Annotated in this window: 18 protein-coding genes; 8 read left to right on the forward strand and 10 right to left on the reverse strand. The window is 73.8% G+C overall.

Translation table 11 applies throughout. The features are described 5' to 3' along the window. The first annotated feature begins 30 nt into the window (after positions 1–30). Positions 31–591: a helix-turn-helix domain-containing protein gene (locus JX575_RS18245; protein WP_241005248.1), complete on the forward strand. Its 561-nt coding sequence runs from the start codon at positions 31–33 to the stop codon at positions 589–591. Next, entirely contained in the window at positions 588–1,868 is a 1,281-nt protein-coding gene (locus tag JX575_RS18250; RefSeq protein ID WP_186339460.1) for an MFS transporter, read from the forward strand. The genes JX575_RS18245 and JX575_RS18250 overlap by 4 nt, the downstream gene beginning before the upstream one ends. Before the next feature lie 45 nt (positions 1,869–1,913). Here JX575_RS18250 and hisC read toward each other — a convergent pair whose 3' ends face one another. Both hisC and JX575_RS18260 read right to left on the reverse strand, forming a co-directional pair. Next, positions 1,914–3,014 (reverse strand): histidinol-phosphate transaminase, encoded by a 1,101-nt coding sequence (gene hisC / locus JX575_RS18255; protein ID WP_186339461.1) that lies wholly within the window; start codon positions 3,012–3,014, stop codon positions 1,914–1,916. 10 nt (positions 3,015–3,024) lie between these two features. Beyond that, the gene (locus tag JX575_RS18260) at positions 3,025–3,600 is read right to left on the reverse strand and encodes a VanZ family protein (protein ID WP_186339462.1); all 576 of its coding nucleotides are present in this window, start codon (positions 3,598–3,600) and stop codon (positions 3,025–3,027) included. 64 nt (positions 3,601–3,664) lie between these two features. Between JX575_RS18260 and JX575_RS18265 the strand changes: the two genes are divergently transcribed. The 5 genes from JX575_RS18265 to JX575_RS18285 all read left to right on the forward strand — a co-directional run bounded on the left by JX575_RS18265 (position 3,665) and on the right by JX575_RS18285 (position 7,739). Continuing rightward, positions 3,665–4,054, forward strand: coding sequence for a phage holin family protein (locus JX575_RS18265; RefSeq protein WP_186339463.1), 390 nt, complete (start codon positions 3,665–3,667; stop codon positions 4,052–4,054). Positions 4,055–4,059: 5 nt separating this feature from the next. Further along, positions 4,060–4,602: a low molecular weight phosphotyrosine protein phosphatase gene (locus tag JX575_RS18270; protein ID WP_241005249.1), complete on the forward strand. Its 543-nt coding sequence runs from the start codon at positions 4,060–4,062 to the stop codon at positions 4,600–4,602. Continuing rightward, positions 4,602–5,465 (forward strand): fructosamine kinase family protein, encoded by an 864-nt coding sequence (locus JX575_RS18275; RefSeq protein WP_186339465.1) that lies wholly within the window; start codon positions 4,602–4,604, stop codon positions 5,463–5,465. Before JX575_RS18270 ends, JX575_RS18275 begins: the two co-directional genes overlap by 1 nt. A gap of 51 nt (positions 5,466–5,516) precedes the next feature. After that, positions 5,517–6,212 carry a response regulator transcription factor gene (locus JX575_RS18280; protein ID WP_186339466.1) on the forward strand — a complete coding sequence of 232 codons (696 nt, stop codon included), beginning with the start codon at positions 5,517–5,519 and terminating at the stop codon, positions 6,210–6,212. A gap of 126 nt (positions 6,213–6,338) precedes the next feature. Beyond that, complete coding sequence (locus JX575_RS18285; protein ID WP_186339467.1) at positions 6,339–7,739, forward strand: HAMP domain-containing sensor histidine kinase; 1,401 nt, start codon at positions 6,339–6,341, stop codon at positions 7,737–7,739. A 27-nt stretch (positions 7,740–7,766) separates the two neighbouring features. On the opposite strand, the gene JX575_RS18290 is transcribed toward JX575_RS18285, so the two are convergent. From JX575_RS18290 to JX575_RS18325, 8 genes are all read right to left on the reverse strand, one after another. Continuing rightward, entirely contained in the window at positions 7,767–9,107 is a 1,341-nt protein-coding gene (locus JX575_RS18290; protein WP_186339468.1) for an anthranilate synthase component I family protein, read from the reverse strand. Beyond that, entirely contained in the window at positions 9,104–9,664 is a 561-nt protein-coding gene (locus JX575_RS18295; RefSeq protein WP_186339469.1) for an aminodeoxychorismate/anthranilate synthase component II, read from the reverse strand. The genes JX575_RS18290 and JX575_RS18295 overlap by 4 nt, the downstream gene beginning before the upstream one ends. Before the next feature lie 28 nt (positions 9,665–9,692). After that, the gene (locus JX575_RS18300) at positions 9,693–11,399 is read right to left on the reverse strand and encodes a sulfatase-like hydrolase/transferase (RefSeq protein WP_186339470.1); all 1,707 of its coding nucleotides are present in this window, start codon (positions 11,397–11,399) and stop codon (positions 9,693–9,695) included. 101 nt (positions 11,400–11,500) lie between these two features. Then, positions 11,501–13,405: a chorismate-binding protein gene (locus JX575_RS18305; protein WP_186339471.1), complete on the reverse strand. Its 1,905-nt coding sequence runs from the start codon at positions 13,403–13,405 to the stop codon at positions 11,501–11,503. Between the two features lie 59 nt (positions 13,406–13,464). After that, positions 13,465–14,250, reverse strand: coding sequence for a hypothetical protein (locus JX575_RS18310; RefSeq protein WP_186339472.1), 786 nt, complete (start codon positions 14,248–14,250; stop codon positions 13,465–13,467). A gap of 143 nt (positions 14,251–14,393) precedes the next feature. Beyond that, entirely contained in the window at positions 14,394–16,571 is a 2,178-nt protein-coding gene (locus JX575_RS18315) for a UvrD-helicase domain-containing protein (RefSeq protein ID WP_186339473.1), read from the reverse strand. Between the two features lie 119 nt (positions 16,572–16,690). Next, on the reverse strand, positions 16,691–17,119 hold the full coding sequence (locus tag JX575_RS18320) for a hypothetical protein (RefSeq protein WP_186339474.1): 429 nt from the start codon (positions 17,117–17,119) through the stop codon (positions 16,691–16,693). Positions 17,120–17,238: 119 nt separating this feature from the next. After that, entirely contained in the window at positions 17,239–17,997 is a 759-nt protein-coding gene (locus JX575_RS18325; protein WP_313960509.1) for an enoyl-CoA hydratase-related protein, read from the reverse strand. Positions 17,998–18,100: 103 nt separating this feature from the next. Between JX575_RS18325 and JX575_RS18330 the strand changes: the two genes are divergently transcribed. Next, positions 18,101–19,642 (forward strand): molybdopterin-dependent oxidoreductase, encoded by a 1,542-nt coding sequence (locus tag JX575_RS18330; protein ID WP_186339476.1) that lies wholly within the window; start codon positions 18,101–18,103, stop codon positions 19,640–19,642. The last annotated feature ends 61 nt before the right edge of the window (positions 19,643–19,703 follow it).

Here is a 19,703-nt window from a genome sequence, read left to right on the forward strand (position 1 = left end):
AAAGGGTCGTTGGCTGTTTACGGTGCAGCGGTGTCGTCCTCCATCTCGCCCGACATCGCGGGGCTCCGGGCCCTGAGCCACCCCCTACGCCTGCGGATGCTCGGTCTGCTGCGCAGCGACGGGCCCGCCACGGCGACGACGCTGGCGCGGCGCCTGGACCTCAACACCGGAGCCACGTCCTACCACCTGCGCCAGCTCGCGCGGCACGGGTTCATCGAGGAGGACGCCGAGCGCGGCAACGGCCGCGACCGCTGGTGGCGAGCGTCCCACGACAGCACCCGCACGGAGTTGCGCGCGGAGGGCGTCGTCGACAGCGACGTCGAGGCCTACCTCACCACCGTGGCACTGATCTACGCCGACCGCATGCGGGCTGCGATCGCCGAGATGGCCGCCCTCCCGCCGCAGTGGCGGCACGTCGGCACGCTGAGCGACTGGGAGCTGAGCCTGACCCCGGCGCAGGCGCAGCGGCTCGTGCAGTCGCTCACCTCCCTCATCGAGGAGACCGACGAGTCCGACGGCGACGACGCCGCGGCGTTCGTGGTCAACCTCAACGCCTTCCCGCGGCCCGGGCAGCGGTGGGGCGGGTCGTGACCGCGCCGACCACCCGTCGTACGCCGCTCGTCGGTTGGCTCGCGGCGGAGGGGATCTCGTTCGTCGGCACGCGCATCTCGATGATCGCGATCCCCTGGTTCGTGCTCTCGACGACGGGCTCCGCCACGCAGACCGGTCTGGTCGCCGCCGCCGAGATCACGCCACTGGTCCTCTTCAAGGCACTGGGCGGACCGCTGCTCGATCGGGTGGGCCCGCGCCGCGTGACCCTGGCGTGCGACCTGCTGTCCGCCGTCGTGGTGGCCGCGATCCCCCTGCTGCACGGGCTCGGGCTGCTCGGCTTCCCGACGCTCCTGGCCCTGGTCGCGGTCGCGGGCGCGCTGCGCGGCCCGGGCGATGCGGGCAAGGCGGCGATGAGCCCCGAGATCGCTCGCGTCGCCGGCTGGTCCCTGGAGCGGGTGGCCGGGCTCGCGAGCGCGGTCGAGCGCACCTCCACCATGGCCGGCGCGGCGCTGGCGGGACTGCTCGTCGCGAGCGTCGGCGCCGCCGACGCGCTCTACGTCGACGCCGCGTCCTTCCTGGTCTCCTTCGTCGTCTTCGCCGTCGCCACCTCGGGTCTCGGCCGGCCTGTGGCCGCCGACGCCGAGGCCGACGCCACGTCCTACGGCCGGGCGCTGCGGCAGGGCTGGGACTTCCTGCGCACCGAGCCGGTGCTGATCGCCATCTGCGCGATGGTCGCGGTCACCAACCTCGTCGACCAGGCCTACGCGGCGGTCCTCGCGCCCGTCTGGGCGAAGGAGTCCGGGGCGGGGGTGGCGGTGCTCGGCACGCTCTTCGCGGTGATGAGCGGTGCCTCGGTGCTGGGCGCACTCGCCGCGGCACGCTGGGGCGAGACGCTGCCGCGCTACCGGACGTACGTCATCGCGTTCCTCGTCGCCGGTGCCCCGCGCTACGTCGTGCTGGCGCTGGAGTCGCCGCTGTGGCTGGTCTTCGCCGTCACGGCCGTCGCCGGCGTGGCGTCGGGCTGCCTCAACCCGATCCTCGGAGCAGTGATCCTCGAGCGGATCCCGGCACCCCTGGTGGGACGGGTGTCGTCGCTCAACACCGCGATCTGCTGGTCGCTGATGCCCCTGGGCGGCGTGCTGGGCGGCCTCGCGGTCGCGGGGCTCGGCATCTCCCCCGCCCTGCTGGTCGCCGGCGCGGTCTACGCCCTGACCACGATGGCACCGACGCGGGTGCCGTCCTTCCGGGGCATGGACCGGACCCCGGACGCAGGCGCGCGGACCCTGCCCGGCACCCCTCCGCCACCCCACGCCTGAACGGGGCGGGACGGGGCGAGCGAGGTCCGCGCGTCCACGGGTCGCTCAGGCGGGCGCGAAGCGGGCGGCGACCTCGACGACGCGGTCGAGTCCCTCCTGCTCGCCGATGCTCACGCGCACGCCGTCGCCGGCGAAGGGACGCACCGAGATCCCCTGCTCGCCGCAGGCCGCGGCGAAGTCGAGCGCCCGCTCGCCCAGCGGGAGCCAGACGAAGTTGCCCTGGGCGTCGGGGAGCTCCCAGCCCACCTCGCGCAGCCGCGTCACGAGGTCGGCGCGTCGGGCCACGAGGTCGTCGACGCGCTCGAGCAGCTCGGCCTGCGCCTCCAGGGACGCGATGGCGGCGGCCTGGGCGACGTGGCTGACGCCGAACGGCAGCGACACCGCGCGCAGGGCGCCCGCCAGCGGTGCGGGAGCGACGGCGTACCCGACCCGGAAGCCGGCCAGCCCATAGGCCTTGGAGAAGGTGCGGGTCAGCACCACGTTGTCGTGTCGGCGGTAGGTCGCGAGGCCGTCGACCGGGTCGTCCATCCGCACGAACTCGAGGTAGGCCTCGTCGACCACCACGACGACGTGCGGCGGGACCTTCGCGATGAACGCGTCCAGCTCGGTCTGCGTCACCGCCGGGCCGGTGGGGTTGTTGGGCGTGCAGACCAGCACGAACCTGGTGCGGTCGGTGATCGCGGCGGCCATCGCGTCGAGGTCGTGGCGACCGTCCGCGGTCACCGGCACCTGCACGCTCGTGGCGCCGCCGGCGGTGACGGCGATCGGGTAGGCCTCGAAGGAGCGCCAGGCGTAGACGACCTCGTCGCCGGGCTCGCAGAACGTGTGGACGAGCTGGTAGATCAGCGCCACCGATCCCGTCGCCACGGCCAGGTCCTCGACCGGGACGCCCATCGCCTCGCCGAGCGCCGCATAGAGCGCCGTGCTGCCCATGTCGGGATAGCGGTGCATCTGCGCGGCGGCCTCGGTCGCCGCGTCCAGCACGCCGGGCAGCGGCGGGTAGGGGTTCTCGTTGGACGAGAGCTTGTAGGACGCCAGCCCGGCCCGCGCGACGGGCGGCTTGCCGGCGACGTAGGTGGGGATCGCGAGCACGTTGGGCCGCGGCCGGGGGGACTCGGCGGGGGTGTCGGCGGGGGTGGAGGGCATGCCCCGCACCCTAGTGAGCCGGCCTCGGCTCCGGTCGGCGGCGGCCCCGCCAGGGCCGCACCACCGGGAGGAGCACCACACCGACCACGAAGCCGATGCCGGCTCCCAGCACGTTGTCGACGATGTCGGTCACGTCGCAGGCCCGGTCGAGGCGGGCGAGCTGCAGCTGGACCATCTCGATGACGAGGCTGTAGGCGGCCAGACCGGCCAGACCGAGCGGTGCGAGCACGAGACCTGCCCACCAGCGGCAGACCGCCAGCACGAGGAACACCGCGGCGGGCACGAAGAGCAGCACGTTGAGGGTGCGCTGGTCGAGGCCGAACACCTCGAACGCCGCCCCCGAGGGCCCGCCGTAGTCCCACGAGCACGCCTCGCTGCGGCCCTCCGCCGGCACGATCCCCACGTCCGGTCGGGTCGGCACGAGGGTGACCAGGGCGATCACCACCAGCGACCAGGACAGCCCGGCGAACGACACCGCCGACGCGGTGCCCAGCAGCGGACGGACCGCGAGGGCGACGAGGAGGGCGACGACCGCGGCGGCCAGCGCGCCGAGCGCCATCACGCCCACCCCTCCGATGGTCACCACGACGGCGAGGGTAACGGGGACGGAGGCCCTCCCCGGCCCACACGGGTTGGCTAGGGTCGTCGGCATGCGCTTCGTGACGTGGTTGCTCACCTACGCCGCCGGGCTGGCCGTCGCCGCCTGGATGCTGAAGGGAATCTGGTTCGACGGACCCGACAGCGGCCAGGCCCAGCTGCAGGAGAAGATCCTGCCGCTGCTCCTCGTGGCGGTGATCCTCGGCCTCGTCTCGACGTTCGTGGAGCCCGTGGTCAAGCTGCTCTCGCTCCCGTTCATCATCCTGACGCTGGGCTTCCTGCTGCTCGTGATCAACGCGCTGATGCTCATGCTCACCGCCACGCTCGCCGGCGCCTTCGACCTCGGCTTCCACGTCGACGGCTTCTGGAGCGCGCTGGTCGGCTCGGTCATCGTGACGGTCGTCGGCTGGGGCGTGCGGGCCGCGCTGCCGGCGCTGGACTGATGCGGGTGCCCGCACTCCCGCCCGCCCGCCGTCCCGGTCGCTACCGGATCGCCCTCGTCTGCCTGGGCAACATCTGCCGCTCGCCCACCGCCCACGTCGTGCTCGAGGCCCGGCTGGCCGACGCCGGACTCGACGACCGGGTGGAGGTGGCCTCCTCGGGCACCGGCGACTGGCACGTCGGCCACCCGATGGACCCGCGCGCCGCGGCCACGCTGACGGCGGCGGGCTACGACGCCAGCCGGCACCGCGCCCGGCAGTACGACGCCACCTGGCCCGAGGCGTACGACCTCGTGCTCGTCATGGACGAGGCCAACCTGGCCGACGTGGGTGGGCGCACCGACCGCGTGGGCCTGTTCCGCGACTTCGATCCGGTCGATCCGGGTGGTGAGGTCCCGGACCCGTACTACGGTGGTGACGACGGGTTCGAGGAGGTGCTGGCGATGGTCGAGCGCACGAGCGATGCGATCGTGGCGGCCCTCCCCCGAGCCCTCGACCCCGACCAGACGAGCGACCAGAGGAGCGACCCGGCGGGCGGGGGCAGGGCCTGATGGCTCGCCAGCCGCTGGTCGCCAGGCGTGCCGAGGAGCTCCTCGGCACGGCCGTGGTCGCGACCTCGCCCGTGGCGGGCGGCGACATCGCCACCGCGACGCGGCTGCGACTGTCCAACGGGCAGACCGCGCTGATGAAGACGCTGCCGCACGCGCCCGAGGGCTTCTTCGAGGCAGAGGCCGCGGGCCTGCGGTGGCTGGGCCAGGTCGAGGGCGGGGTGCCGGTGCCCGAGCTGCTGGCCGCGGCGCCCGACTGCCTGGTGCTGGCCTGGGTGGAGCAGAGCGCCAAGACGCCGGTCGAGGCGGCCGTCACGTTCGGCCAGCAGCTCGCCGTGACGCACGCCGCGGGCGCCGACGGCTGGGGCCTCGACCACGACGGCTTCATCGGCCGGCTCCCGCTGCCCAACAGGACCGCCGACTCGTGGGCGGAGTTCTACGCCGTGCGCCGCGTGCTGCCCTACCTCAAGCTCGCCCGCGACCGCGGGGCGATCACCGACACCGACGCCGCCAACGTCGAGGCGGTGATCGGCCGGCTGAGCAGCCTGCTGCCGGAGGAGGAGCCCGCCCGGCTGCACGGCGACCTGTGGAACGGCAACTGCCTGTGGGGCCAGGACCTCGCCATCCACGTCATCGACCCGGCGGCCCACGGCGGGCACCGCGAGCTCGACCTGGCCATGCTGCACCTCTTCGGGCTCACCCACCTGCCGCGGGTGATGGCGGCGTACGACGAGGCGCGTCCGCTGGCCGATGGCTGGGAGGACCGGCTCGGGATCCACCAGCTGTTCCCGCTGCTCGTGCACGCGTGCATGTTCGGCGGCGGCTACGGCGCCCGCGCCGGGGCGGTCGCGGCCCGATACGCCTGACCCGCGCGCGCTCCTCAGCGTGGCTTCAGGGGGCGGTGGCATCCTTGCGACGTGAGTGAGTCCAGGCCCCGCGTGCTGGTCGTCGACGACGACCGCGCCGTGCGCGACTCGCTGCGCCGGTCGCTGGAGTTCAACGGCTACGACGTGGTGCTCGCCGCCGACGGCGCCGAGGGGCTCGTGGCGGTCGGGTCGCACCAGCCCGACGTGGTGGTCGTCGACGTGATGATGCCGCGGCTCGACGGCATCGAGACGACGCGCGCGCTGCGCGCCGCCGGCAACGACGTGCCGATCCTGGTGCTGACCGCGCGCGACGCGGTGGGCGACCGGGTCGAGGGCCTCGACGCCGGCGCCGACGACTACCTCACCAAGCCGTTCGCGCTCGAGGAGCTGCTGGCACGCCTGCGCGCGCTGCTGCGGCGCGTGGTGCCCGACGGCGACGCGGCGAGCGAGGTGCTGACGTTCTCCGACCTCACCATGGACGTCGCCAGCCGCGACGTCTCGCGCGGCGGGCGCCCGATCGAGCTGACCCGCACCGAGTTCACCCTGCTCGAGATGTTCATGCGCCGCCCGCGCCGGGTGCTCGACCGCTCGTTCATCCTGGAGGAGGTCTGGGGCTACGACTTCCCGACCAGCGCCAACTCGCTCGAGGTCTACGTGGGCTACCTGCGCCGCAAGACCGAGGCGGCGGGCGAGCCACGGCTGATCCAGACCGTGCGCGGCGTCGGCTACGTCCTGAAGGAAGCATGAACACCCCACGACGTTGCCCTCCTCCGCTGCGCTCCCCCGAACAACGCCGCGGGGACCCCGCATGAACACCCCACGACGTTCCTCTCCTCCGCTGCGCTCCCCCGAACAACGCCGCGGGGACCCCGCATGAGCACCCCAGGCGCGAGCACCACCCGCTCCGACGGGCGTTGGCACTACCGCAGGTCGCTGGCCTCGCGGGTGGCCGTGCTGACCACCGTCGCGCTGGGCCTGTCGATCGCGCTGATGGCGTTCACCGCGTTCGTGGTGATGCGCCAGCAGATGATGAGCTCGCTCGACCAGTCGCTGCTCAACCGCGCGCACAAGGCCACCGCGTTCACGACGCTGTCCAACATCACCGCGTCGGGCGCGCCCGCCTGGATGCTCGGCGCGGCCGACGTGCGGATCATCTTCGTCACCGCCGAGGGACGCACGGTGACCGGCGACGACGTCCCCGACTTCACCCTCGGCCGCCCGGAGTACGAGGTCGCGACCGGACAGCGCAAGTCGTCGGTGCGCACCCTCGTCACGACCGAGGGCGAGCGGTTCCGGGTGGCGACCGTGCAGGCCAACAACGGCGCCGCGCTGATCCTGGCGCAGCCGCTCGCGCCCAACGACCGCACGCTCGAGAAGCTCAGCGGGGTGCTGTTCGTCTTCGGCGCGCTCGGCGTGCTGGCGGCGCTGCTGGCGGGCTGGCTGGTCGCGAGCAACGGGCTCAGACCGGTGCGCCGGCTCACCTCAGCGGTCGAGCGGATCGCGATGACCGAGGACCTCACCCCGCTGCCGGTGGAGGGCGACGACGAGGTCGCCCGCCTCTCCACCGCCTTCAACCACATGCTGCTGGCGCTCGGCGCCTCGCGGGACCGGCAGCGCCGGCTGGTCGCCGACGCGAGCCACGAGCTGCGTACGCCGCTCACGTCGCTGCGCACCAACCTCGACCTGCTGCGCCAGGCCGAGGGCAACTCGGCGCTGCCCGCCGAGGCGCGCCTCGAGCTGCTCGACGACGTCCGCGGCCAGATCGAGGAGCTGAGCGCGCTCGTCGGCGACCTCGTCGAGCTCGCCCGCGACGAGCCCACCACCCGGGTGGTCGCCGAGGTCGACCTCGCCGAGGTCGTGGAGCGCGCGGTGACCCGCGTGCGCCGTCGCGCCCAGGGCGTGTCGTTCGACGTCGACCTCGAGGCGTGGCCCGTCGTCGGCGACGCCAGCAGCCTGGAGCGCGCGGTGACCAACCTGCTCGACAACGCCGCCAAGTGGAGCCCCCCGGACGGCACCGTGACGGTCCGGCTCATCGACGGCGTCCTCACCGTCGACGACCAGGGCAGCGGCGTCGCGGAGGCCGACCGGCCGCACGTCTTCGAGCGCTTCTACCGCTCGGAGGAGTCGCGCGCGATGCCCGGCTCCGGCCTCGGCCTGGCCATCGTGCGACAGGTGGTCGACCGCCACGGCGGCCAGATCCAGGTCTCCGAGGCCCCCGGCGGCGGTGCCCGCTTCTCGCTGTGGGTGCCCGGCGTCTCAGTGGCGCGCACCTGACTCGCCGCTCGTCCCCCGGGGTCGGGCTCAGGCAGGCGGAGCGTCGAAGACGCGCAGCAGCCGCTCGGCCTTCCACCCCGCCTCCGCCCACTCCTCGGCGAGGTCGGACCGCACCGTGATGGCTCCCCCGGTGCCGAGCGTCCAGGTGCCGCCGCCGTCGGTCGTCAGCGACCGGATGACGACCCCGAGGTCGGCCGGGCCGTCAGCGCTGATCCAGCCGAACGCGCCGGCGTACGCCCCGCGCGGGGTCGACTCGACCTCCTCGATCACCTGCATCGTGCGCAGCTTGGGAGCGCCCGTCATCGAGCCCGCCGGGAAGAGCGCCCGCAGCGCGGCGACCGTCGACACGTCGTCGCGCAGGCGCCCGCGGACCGTCGACACCAGCTGGTGCACCGACTCGTAGGACTCGACCTGCATCAGCGCCGGCACCTCGACCGACCCGACCTCGCAGACCTGGGACAGGTCGTTGCGCAGCAGGTCGACGATCATCAGGTTCTCCGCGCGCGTCTTCGGGTCGCGGGCCAGCCGCTCGCGGTGGTGCTCGTCCTCCTCGGCCGTGGCGCCGCGCGGGGTGGTGCCCTTGATCGGCTTGGTCTCCAGGTGCCGGTCCGCGCCCACGAGGGCATACCTCTCCGGCGAGCTCGACAGCAGCCACGCCCGCGCGCCGGCGACGTCGTGCTGGAGGAAGCCGCTGTAGGGCGCGGGGTTGAGCCGACGCAGGCGGAGGTAGGCCGACACGGGGTCCAGGTCGGACGTGCGGGAGATCCGGTGGGTGAGGTTGACCTCGTAGGAGTTGCCCGCGTGCAGGTGCTCCTGGACCCGCGCGTACGCGTCGGCGTACGCGGTGGGTGGGGCGGGTGGGGTGGCCGGAGTGGCGGCCGGGGTCGTAGCGGCCGTCGGGCCCTGACTTGGAGGGGGAGTCTGACACTTGGAGGGGGTGGCAACCCCCTCCAGGTGTCGGAGTCCCCGCTCGAGCGGGGACTCCGACGACGACGGCCCCGGCGGCGGGTGGTCGAACACCCGGACCGAGCGGGGGCGCATCCACACGGCGTCGGGGAGCAGGGGGTCGGGGGTGGCGGGCAGGTCGGTGCGGGAGGCGTAGCCGAGGTAGCCGAACCACTGCTCGCCCGGCGCGATGCGCTCCTCGAGGACGGCGAAGACGTCGTCGCCGACGACCTCGGCGCGGCCGGCGGAGTGCAGGGTCACCTCGCGCCTGGTCGCCGACCACGAGAGCGACACGTCGTCGTCGTCGAGCCAGCCGATGATGGAGCGGTGCCCCGACCACTCGCGCGCGCCGCCGCCGTCGAGCCAGAAGCAGCGCCGGTGCGCGTCCGCGACCTCGCGGAAGAAGGCGACGGGGTCGCTCATCGGAGGAAGTTCCGCACGATGTCCTCGCCGTGCGCCGACAGCACCGACTCGGGGTGGAACTGCACGCCCTCCAGGGGCAGGGCCTCGTGGCGTACGCCCATCACCACGCCGTCCTCGCTCCACGCGGTCGCCACCAGCCCCTCGGGCAGCTCGACCGCCCCCAGCGAGTGGTAGCGCACCGCGGCGAAGCCCTGCGGCAGCCCGGCGAAGACGCCCACGCCGTCGTGCCGCACGGCCGCGACGTCCCCGTGCGCCGGGGCCAGCCGCCCCACCGTGCCGCCGTACGCCGTGACCAGCCCCTGCATGCCGAGGCAGACGCCGAGCACGGGGCGCGAGGCGTCACGCAGCACCGCGGTGCCGACCGAGAAGTCGGCGCGCTGGGCTGGATGGCCCGGCCCCGGGGACAGCACGACGTGCGAGTGCCGCAGCACCTCGCCGGGCGTCACCTCGTCGTGCTGCACCACGCGCGGCAGGACGCCGCTCACCCGCGCGAGGAGGTGCACCAGGTTCCACGTGTAGGAGTCGTGGTGGTCGACCACGATCACGTCCGGCGTCACGCAGCGAGGCTAGTGCCTGCCGCGCGCGTCAGCGGCGCAGCGCCCGGCAGGCCTCGGACACCGGTTGGTCGCCCGCCTCGCGGCAGCCGTCGAAGGCGGTCAGCCTCGCCATCAGGTCCTTGACCTCGGGCGACCTCCGCTTGCCGGCGAAGGCGTTGCGTCGCTCGTAGGCGTCCTTCTTGTAGGAGTAGTACTCGTAGCCCCAGGTGGTCGTGGCCGGGCGCGGGTCGAGGTCGAAGCGCACGAGCAGCCCGGTGCGGCTCCGCACGGCCGTGTAGGAGGGGATCCGGTCGAGCTCGGTGCCGCTGAACGCGGCGTCGGGGTCGTTGCCGGTGAGCGACTGCTGGGTGTGCTCGAGGAACGCGTAGGACTGCTGGACCAACGTGGGCTGCGCCAGGGTCGGCACCAGCGACTGCCCGCTGCGGAACGGCGCCGGCGGCAGGCCGGCGAGCTCCTCGAACGTCGGCGCGAGGTCGATGTTGCTGGTCACCTCGCGGCGCTTGCCCGGCACCACGCCGGGGCCGGTGACGAGCAGCGGCACCCGCACGTCGGTGTCGTACGGCGTCCCCTTGCCGCGGCCCATGCCGTTCTGGCCGAGGTGGAAGCCGTTGTCGGAGGTGAGCACGACGTAGGTGTGGGGGCCGACGGCGCCGAGGATCCTCTTCAGCAGCCGGTCGGCGGACTGCGCCATCCGCGCCCGGTCGCGCAGGTCGCGCACCGCCGCCGACCGCGGCAGCGTCCGGGCGGTGTTCCACGCCCGGGCGGGCTTGCCGTCGGCCCGCCGCGGCCGGTTCTCCTTGCGCGGGTCGCCGAGACCGGGCAGGTCGGCCGCGGTCAGCTTGTGGCAGGCCACGCGCCCGCAGCTGCGCGGACCGGTGCGGTCGCGGAACATCGGCGGGAAGAGCGGGTCGCCGGCGTAGTGGCCCTCGGGGTTGGTGCGGTTGTGCGGGGCGTAGAGCGACACCTCGAGGAAGTAGGGCGCGTCGGAGGCCTCGTTGTCCCGCACGAAGTCCATCGCGAGGTCGCCGATCACCGCCCCGGCGTAGGCCTTGTCCTTGACCGTGCTGCCCGCGCTCGCCGGCGGCGCGGGGTGCTGCACGAGCTGGAGCCGCTGGTCGACCAGGGTCGTGCTGGCGAAGTCCCAGCCGTCGTAGGCCGAGCCGAAGACCACGTTGAACGTCGTCCACCCCGGCACGACCGGCGGCAGCGCGCGGCCCGGCGACCACTCGTACTCGTTGAGGAACTTGCCGATGAAGCCGGTGTGGTAGCCGGCCTCCTGGAGTCGCACGTTGAAGGCGCGCTCGGGGTTGCCGTTGGTGTCGTAGGCGGGCCAGCCGCCGAGGCGGGAGGTGCCCTTGTTGGAGGTGTTGGTGAGGACGCCGGTCTGGTGGGGGTACTGGCCGGTGAAGAAGCTCGAGCGCGACACGCAGCACAGCGAGTCGGTCACGAACGAGTGCGGGTAGCTCGCGCCGGCCTTGCGCATCCGCTGCACCGAGCGCATCGTCTGCACGAGGTCCATCGAGAAGTCGTCGAGCATCACCACGACGATGTTGGGCCGCTGGGCCCGCGCCGCCGCCGGCACCGCCTCGGCGACCGCCACGGCGCCGCTGGTCACGCGCGGCGGTGCCACGCCGTCCGGGCCGCGCGAGCCGTCGGTGGTGCCGCCGCTCGCCGCGCCGCATGCCATCAGCGCGAGCAGGCACACGCCGGCCCATGCTCCCTTGACGTACCCCACTGCCCCCCCTGCCTGTCCCACGTCGGTCACCAAGGGTGACGTCCTCGGCAGGCGTTTCGTTGCCTGCCACGCCGGACGAATGTCTAGACGTCTGGTCGACTTTACCCGTCGTGCCGGGCGAGGAGGTCGCGCACCGCGGCGTGCAGCAGGTCGTAGCCGTTCTCGGTGAGGATCGACTCGGCGTGGAACTGGATGCCCCGGTAGTGCGGGCCGACGATCGCGTGCACGTCACCGGTCTCCGGGTCGGCCTCGACGCGTACGCCGTCGGGCAGGGCGCCGCCGTCGGGCACGCGGCCGACGAACGTGTTGTAGAACCCGACCCGCTCGGTGCGCCCGTCGAGCCGCACCGGCGACTGGGTGCCCTGGAAGACCACGTCCTTGTAGCCGAGGTCGAGGCCGAGCCGCTCGCACAGCGTCTGGTGGCCCAGGCACACGGCGAGGAACGGCTGCTGCGAGGCGAGGAGGTCGTCGACCGCACGGCGGAACGACGCGACCTTGGGGTGCTCGCCCTCGCGCGGGTCGCCCGGCCCGGGCCCGACGATCACCAGGTCGGCGCCGGCGAACGCCCCGGGCGCGTAGTCCTCGTGCCGCACCACCCGCGAGGTCATGCCGAAGACCCCGAGCACGTGGACCAGCATGTTCACGAAGTCGTCCTCGCCGTGGAGGATCACGGCCTCCTTGCCCGCCAGACCGGGGTCGGCCGGCTCGCCGGCCTGGTCGGTGAGCCAGAAGCGGGAGAGCCGTTGGTTGCGCGTGCCGAGGGCCAGCAGGACGTCCTCGTCGCGTGCCAGCTCGGCGATGTCGGTGCCGTCGGAGGTCGCCGCCGGCACGAGGCCGAAGGCGCTGAGGATGCCGCCGGCCTTGGCCCGGGTCTCGGCCACCTCGTAGGCGGCGTCGGAGTCGCGCACGAGCGTGGCGCCCGCGGTGACCTTGAGCTCGCCCGCCGGCGACACGTCGGCGGTGCGGATCAGGATCGGGCTGTCCATCGTGGGCGTGCCCTCGGGAGAGCGGCCGAACAGCGCGAGCGCGGCGCCGTAGTAGCCGCGGCCCTCGGGCTCGTAGTCGGCGATCAGCCGGCAGGCGTTCTCGACCGGCGCACCGGTCACCGTGGCCGCGAACATCGTGTCGCGCAGGATCTCGCGGTGGTCGCGGTCGGAGCGGCCGGCGAGGAGGTACTCGGTGTGGATCAGGTGCGTCATCGGCTTGAGGAACGGCCCGAGGACCTGGCCGCCCTCCTGGCAGACGTCGCACATCATCTTCAGCTCCTCGTCGACCACCATGAAGAGCTCGAAGACCTCCTTCTCGTCGGCGAGGAAGTCGAGGAGGCGCTCCTTGAGGTCGTCGCCGTGGCCCGCGACGCGGAACGTGCCGGAGATCGGGTTCATCCGGACGTCGCCCTGGCGCACCGAGACGTGCCGCTCGGGGCTGGCGCCGATGAGGAAGCGCTCGCCGGTGAAGAAGCAGAACGTCCAGTAGGCGCCGCGCTCGCGCTCCATCAGCCGCCGCAGCACCGTGAGCGCGCGGTCGGCGTCCCAGTCGGCGACGACCGCGCGGTAGTGCCGGCCGATGACGAGGTTGGCGCCCTCGCCCTGCCCGATCTCGTCGCGGATGATCGCCTCGACGACGTCGGCGTAGTCCTCGTCGCTCGTGGCGAAGCCACCGCGGTCGGCGAACTCGACGGGCACGTCGGGGAGCGCCGCGAGCAGGTCGTCGACCGGCACCTCGTGCTCGACCTCGAGGTCGACGACCGTCAGCGGGGCGCCGTCGTCGATGGCGGCGAAGCCGCGCTCGCGCACCTGCCGGAACGGCACGGCCACCAGCCGGTCGGCGCTGCGGCCCGGCTCCGGGGCCCCCGTCTCGAGCGGGATGTCGAGGAGGCTCGCGACCTCGTGGGGCGTGCCGCCGACCAGTCCCACCGTCGGCGAGGCCTTGCGCCGGATGACCGCCCACGCGCCGTGCCCCTGGATCTGCTCCAGGAGGTCGCGGACGGCGGGGGTCTGGGTCATGCGAAGCACCCTACGGGCGCCCGGGGATGCCCCCCGGGACGTCTCATCCCGGCCGTCGCCTAGGGCGTCCGGACCTCGACGCGGACCCAGTCGACGAGCATGTCCTGCCGACTGCCGCCGGGGACGGCGTGCTCGGGCAGGACGTCCTTGTTGGACAGCCGGAGGTGGAGCGGCACGATGCCGTTGGGCACCCGGCGCGCGTCGGGCGTCGATGTCACGCGGTAGACCTCCTGGCCCTGGCCGTCGGAGGCCGTGTAGACCACCGTGTCGCCACCGACGGTGAACTCGGCGGCGTACTCCCAGTAGGCGTCCCAGGGCCTCGGCCCCGCGCCGAAGGCGTCGGTGACGGGCCACAGCTCGGCCGGCCGGCCGGTCGCCGCGCACGCGTTGACGGCGGTGTCGGCGGTGTCGTCGTAGCAGAGGTGCGAGCCCACCTGGACGCCCGTGGTCTTGAGCGGCCCGTAGCTCTCGATGACGTCGATCTCGCGCGGGTCGACGCCGTTGGGGTGCTGGATCCAGAACGCGGCGTAGTTGCTGCCCGTGTCGGGCATGAGGAGGCTGACGGTGGCCCGCACCTGGGTGCCGAGGGGAAAGGTCCAGCCGGCGTTGGTGCGGATCTGGGACAGGTGCCCGACGGCGAGCTGGCCGAGCCCGTTGTGGATGGCGCCGTTCGAGCCGAGCATGCTGTGCCACTGCGCGGGCGCGGTGCCGGCAGGTCCGTCGAACTGCTCGACGAACGCCTCCTCCCAGCCCCACGTGGGCGCCGGGTCGGACTCGACGGTCTCACCGCGCGGCAGCGCGGCCTGCGCGGCACCGGCTCCCAGCACGAGGGCGAGGGCGGACATCGCGGCGCCGACCCCCCTCGCGGCCTGACGGGCGGGTCGCCAAGCGATGTCGCGGCGTGCGCTCACAGACATCGGCCTCCCCACTCGTGACTGCGCCCGGACGGTGAAGGGCGATGCTAGCCGCCGGACCCTGCCCGACGCCCTCAACCGACCGTCGTCAGCAGCTGGGTGGCGCGGGTGAGCACGACGTAGAGGGTGGCGCGGCCGGTGGCCGACTCGTCCTCGATCTCCTGCGGCGAGACCACCACGATGCCGTCGAACTCCAAGCCCTTGGTGTCGAGCCCGGTGAGCACGACCACGCGGTCCTCGCCGCTGGGCGTCACGCTCGAGTCGACGGCGGCGCGGGCGCCGACAGCGTCGTCGGCGAGCTCGGGCCACGACGCCAGCCAGGCGTTGACCTCCGAGCGCCGAGCGACCGGCACGACGATGGCGACGGTGCCCTCGACGCGGTCGGCGATCGTGGTGACCGCCTCGCGCACCGCGGCCTCGAGGTCGTCGACCGGACCCACGACCCGCGGCTCCTCGCCCGTGCGGCGGACGGCGTCGGGAAGGTCGGCGTCGAGACCCACGCGGCGGGCGTAGTCGGCGGCGAAGGCGTAGATCTCCGCGGAGTTGCGGTAGTTGGTGGACAGGTGGAACTCGTGGAGCTCCTTGCCCTCCAGCGCCTCCGCACGGGCCGCAGCGGCCTCGGGAGCGTCGGGCCACGACGACTGCGCCGGGTCACCCACGATCGTCCAGCTGGCGGAGCGGCCACGCCGACCGACCATCCGCCACTGCATCGGGGTGAGGTCCTGCGCCTCGTCGATGAGGACGTGGGCGTAGCCGTCGTCCTCGATCCGGTGCGTCGGCGCCGCCCACGGACGACCGCCGGGGGCGTAGTCGCGCTCGGAGACCGTGGTGAGCTCCTGGAGGTCGACCCCGCCCTCGAGCAGGCCGGTCTCGTCGAGGTCGCGCTCGTCGTCGGTGCGCTGCGGCACGTCGCCGAGCGCGTAGCGCAGCTCGTCGACCAGGGGGACGTCCTCGATCGAGAGGTCGCCGGACGCCCACGACTTGCCGAGCAGCAGCTGCTCCTCGCGCGAGATGACGCCCTCGCCCACGCGGGCCAGGAAGTCGGGCTCGCGCAGCCAGCCGAACACCGTGAGGGCGTCGAGCGGGGGCCACCAGGCGGAGGCGAACTCCACGAAGCCGGCGTGGCCGAGCATGTCGTCGTCGAACGCCTGTCGGCCGCGCTCGCGGCCGCGCTCGCCGCTCACCTGGCGCCACATCGCGTCGAGGAGCGTCCTGGCCACCCGTGGCAGCTGCCGGTTGCGGCGGCCCTGCGACATCAGCTGGCGGCGCAGCCGGCCCAGCAGGGCGGGGTCGAGCACGATCGTCTCGTCGCGCCAGTAGATGCGGAAGCTGGTCGGGGCGCCCGGGGCGTGCTGGCGGGCGGTGCGGCGCAGCAGCTCGGCCATCCGGGTCGCGCCCTTGACGTCGGCGACCCTCGGCTCGTCGTGGCGCGTGGCGCGGATGCCGCCGACGACCTCGCCCAGCGAGCGCAGCGCGACCGCGGTCTCGCCGAGGCTCGGCAGCACCCGCTCGATGTAGCGCATGAACACCCCGCTCGGCCCGACCACGAGCACGCCGCCGCCCTCGTAGCGGCGTCGGTCGGAGTAGAGCAGGAAGGCGGCACGGTGCAGGGCGACGACGGTCTTGCCCGTGCCGGGCCCGCCCGAGATCGACACGACGCCCTTGCCGGGCGCGCGGATCGCCTTGTCCTGCTCGGCCTGGATGGTGGCGACGATCGAGTGCATCGACCGGTCGCGGGCGCGGGAGAGCTGGGCCATCAGGGCGCCCTCGCCGACGATCGGCAGGTCGGTGTCGGCCTCGTCGTCGAGCAGCTCGTCCTCGACGCCGATGACGGTGCGGTGCTGCGAGCGCAGCACCCGTCGGCGCACCACGCCGGACGGCGTGGCGGCGGTGGCCTGGTAGAACACGCCGGCGGCGGGTGCGCGCCAGTCGATCAGCAGGACGTCGCGGTCGGCGTTGCGCACGCCGATGCGCCCGATGTAGCGCGGCTGGGCGTCGATCTCCGGGCGGAGGTCGAGCCGGCCGAACACCAGCCCCTCGTGGGCGGCGTCGAGCTGGGCGATGCGCTTGGCAGCCTGGAAGACCATCGCGTCGCGCTCGACGAGGCCGCCCTCGTGCCCCAGCTTGCCCCGGCTGTGGCCCTCGGCCGCCAACGCCCGCGCGCTGCGGGTCGACGCCTCGAGCTGCACGTAGACCTCGTCGACGTACGCCTGCTCCGCCGCGATCTCGCGCGCCTCGAGCTCCTCGCTCAAATCCTGCTCCTCATCCCCCGATGAACCACTGCCCAACGGTCCCGGGCAGACCGACAAGCCTACCGGCGGGCACCGACGAGCGCCGACTCCTCGCGATCGTGGCCCCGCGCACCCGCCGTTCACGTCAGCAGGAGGACGGCGCCGAGCAGGCAGGCCGCGGCGCCCAGCGTGCGGACCCGGTCGGCGCGCGCGAGGTCGTCCAGCAGCCGGGGGCGCTCCGTCAGCGGGGCCCGCGCCAGCCGTGCGTGGAGCGGGGCGGCGAGCGCGGCGGTGGTGACGACGGACAGCGACGCGCCGATCGCGGCGAGCCACGTGCCGGCCGCCCGCGGCTCGACCGCCGCGGTCCAGGCCAGGACCAGGACGAGCGGCACGTAGAGCAGCCCCACCAGCGGGGCGATGCGCCGCGCGTGCCGTTGGTGCGCGGCCTGCCACACCCCGTGCTCCACGTCGCGCAGTGCCGGGTAGACCACCCGGTCGACGGTGACCTGGAAGCCGAGGTGGGCGGCGGCGACCACGCCCAGCCACGCGGCGGGGTCGGGCAGGCTCACCGGGGTGCTCCCGGACTGGCGCGGCCACGGCGCGCGACGTCGTACTGGTCCACGTTCGCCTCCTCTGTCGCCTCACCTGCTTCTCGCGCGCAGGGCGGCCGACGGATGCGACCCGGGGGCTACTTCTTGCGGGAGAGGAAGGCGACCATCGCCTCGCGCGCCTCGTCGGAGGCGAACAGCCGGGTGCTCGTGGTCGCCATCTCCTCGCCCAGCGCGTCGATGCGCGCGACCAGGTCGCGGTTGAGGATCCGCTTCGACTCCCGCAGGCCCTGGGGCGCCCCGGTCGCGAGGCTGGCGCACACGGCGGCGACCTCCTCGTCGAGGACGTCGGCCGGCACCGCCTTGGTCACCAGCCCGTACGCCGCCGCGTCGGCGCCGGTGAACACCTCGCCGCCGAGCGTGGTCAGGGCGGCCGCCCGCGGGGTCATCCGGTGGTGGACGGTGAGGCTGATGATCGCGGCGGCGAGGCCGAGCTTGACCTCGGTGAGGGCGAAGGTGGCGTCGGCCGCGCTGATGGCGATGTCGGCGGCGGCGACGATCCCGATCCCGCCCGCTCGCACGGCGCCGAGGTTCTTGGTCACGACCGGCTTGTCGAGCGTGGCGATGAGGCGCTGCAGCTCGACGATCGCCCGGGTGCCGGACTCCATCCCCTCGCTCGAGGCCTCGGTCAGGTCGGCGCCGGAGCAGAAGACCTTGCCCGAGCTCTCGATGAGCACGGCCCGCACGTCGGCGTCGGCACCGGCGCGCTCGAGGTGCGCGAAGAGCTCGGTCACCAGCTGGCGGCTCAGGGCGTTGCGGTTGGCGGGGCTGTCGAGGGTGATGGTGGCGACGGCGTCTGACACGGCGTAGTGCACCAGCTCGTCGGGGGCGTCGGTCATGGCGGACATCCTGCCGCACCGCAGCGGTGCTCCCGACCGGTTCTGGAGGGACCGGCAGGGGTGTCCTCCCATCCGGCGCGGCCCCCGGCTCCGAACCCCACCCATGCACACCATCGACCAGCGGTCCCGCTCGCGCACCGCGCGCCACGCGGCGTACGGCGTGCTCGCCACCCTCGTCGGCCTGGCCGCCGGCCACCTGGTCGCCGCGCTGACCGTGCCGGCCGCCTCGCCCGTGCTGGCCGTCGGCTCGACCGTCATCGACCTGACGCCGACCCCGCTCAAGGAGTGGGCGATCCGGCAGTTCGGCAGCGCCGACAAGCTGGTGCTCGTCGGCTCGGTGACGCTCGTCGTGCTGGTGCTCGCCGCCGTCGCGGGGGTGGTCGCGGCGCGGCGCGAGACGTCGGGGCTGCTCGTGCTGGTCGGGCTCGCCGGTGTCGCCGGCGTGCTGGCCGTCCTGCGCCCCGGATCCGGGCCGCTGGACCTCGTACCCGCCCTGGTCGCCGCCGCGGTCGCAGCCACCTCGTTGTGGTGGCTGCACCGCGTCGACGACCGGGGCCGCCCGGGGCCGCCGCCGGGGGTCGGCGGCCCCACCCGACGCGGGGTCGTGCTGGCGACCGGCGGGCTCGCCGCTGCCGGCGTGGTCATGGGGGCCGCCGGCCGCTGGGTGACGTCCTACCGCCTCGGCGGGACGGACGTCTCCCTGCCGGTCGCCGCCGACCCCGCGTCGTCCTTCCCGGTGGGCCTGGAGGGGACCTACGACCAGATCACCCCGCTGCGGACCCCCACCGGCGAGTTCTACCGCGTCGACACCCGGCTCACGATCCCGGCCGTGGACGTCGACTCGTGGACGCTCACCGTCGACGGCGACGTCGACCGGGAGGTCACGCTCACCTTCGACGAGCTGGCCGCGATGCCGACCATCGAGCGCGACATCACCCTCACCTGCGTCTCCAACGAGGTCGGCGGGCCCTACGTCGGCGGCGCCCGGTGGCTCGGCGTACCGCTCGCCGACGTGCTCGCCCGCGCCGGCATCGACGCGACGAGGGCCGACCAGATCCTGTCGACCGACGTCGACGGGATGACGATCTCGACCCCGCTCGACGTGGCGCTCGACGGCCGCGACGCCATGATCGCGATCGGGATGAACGGCGGCCCGTTGCCCCGCACCCACGGCTTCCCGGCGCGCATGGTGGTGCCCGGGCTCTACGGCTTCGTCAGCGCGTGCAAGTGGATCACCCGGATGACCCTGACGACCTACGACGCCGAGCAGGCCTACTGGACCGAGCGCGACTGGGTCACCGACGCGCCGATCAAGATCTCGAGCCGGATCGACACCCCGCGACCGCTCTCGGAGACCGGCGCAGGCACGGTCGTCGTCGGCGGCGTGGCCTGGGCGCAGGGCGTGGGCGTCGACCGGGTCGAGGTGCGCGTCGACGGCGGGGCCTGGCAGCAGGCTTCCCTCGGCCCGCAGGTCACCGACGACTACTGGCGCCAGTGGTACCTCGAGTGGGACGCCACGCCGGGCCGGCACCTCCTCGCCGCCCGGGCCACCAACAGGGCCGGGGACGTGCAGACGGACGTGCGGATGCGCCCCTTCCCCGAGGGCTCCAGCGGCCTCCAGGAGATCTCCGTCCTCATCACCTGACGCGCCCCCCGAGCACTGCCCGGGCGAGGTCGTCCAAGGATTGTCCAAAGTTTTTCGCCGA

The organism is Nocardioides sp. zg-1228 (assembly GCF_017086465.1).
GTDB lineage: Bacteria > Actinomycetota > Actinomycetes > Propionibacteriales > Nocardioidaceae > Nocardioides.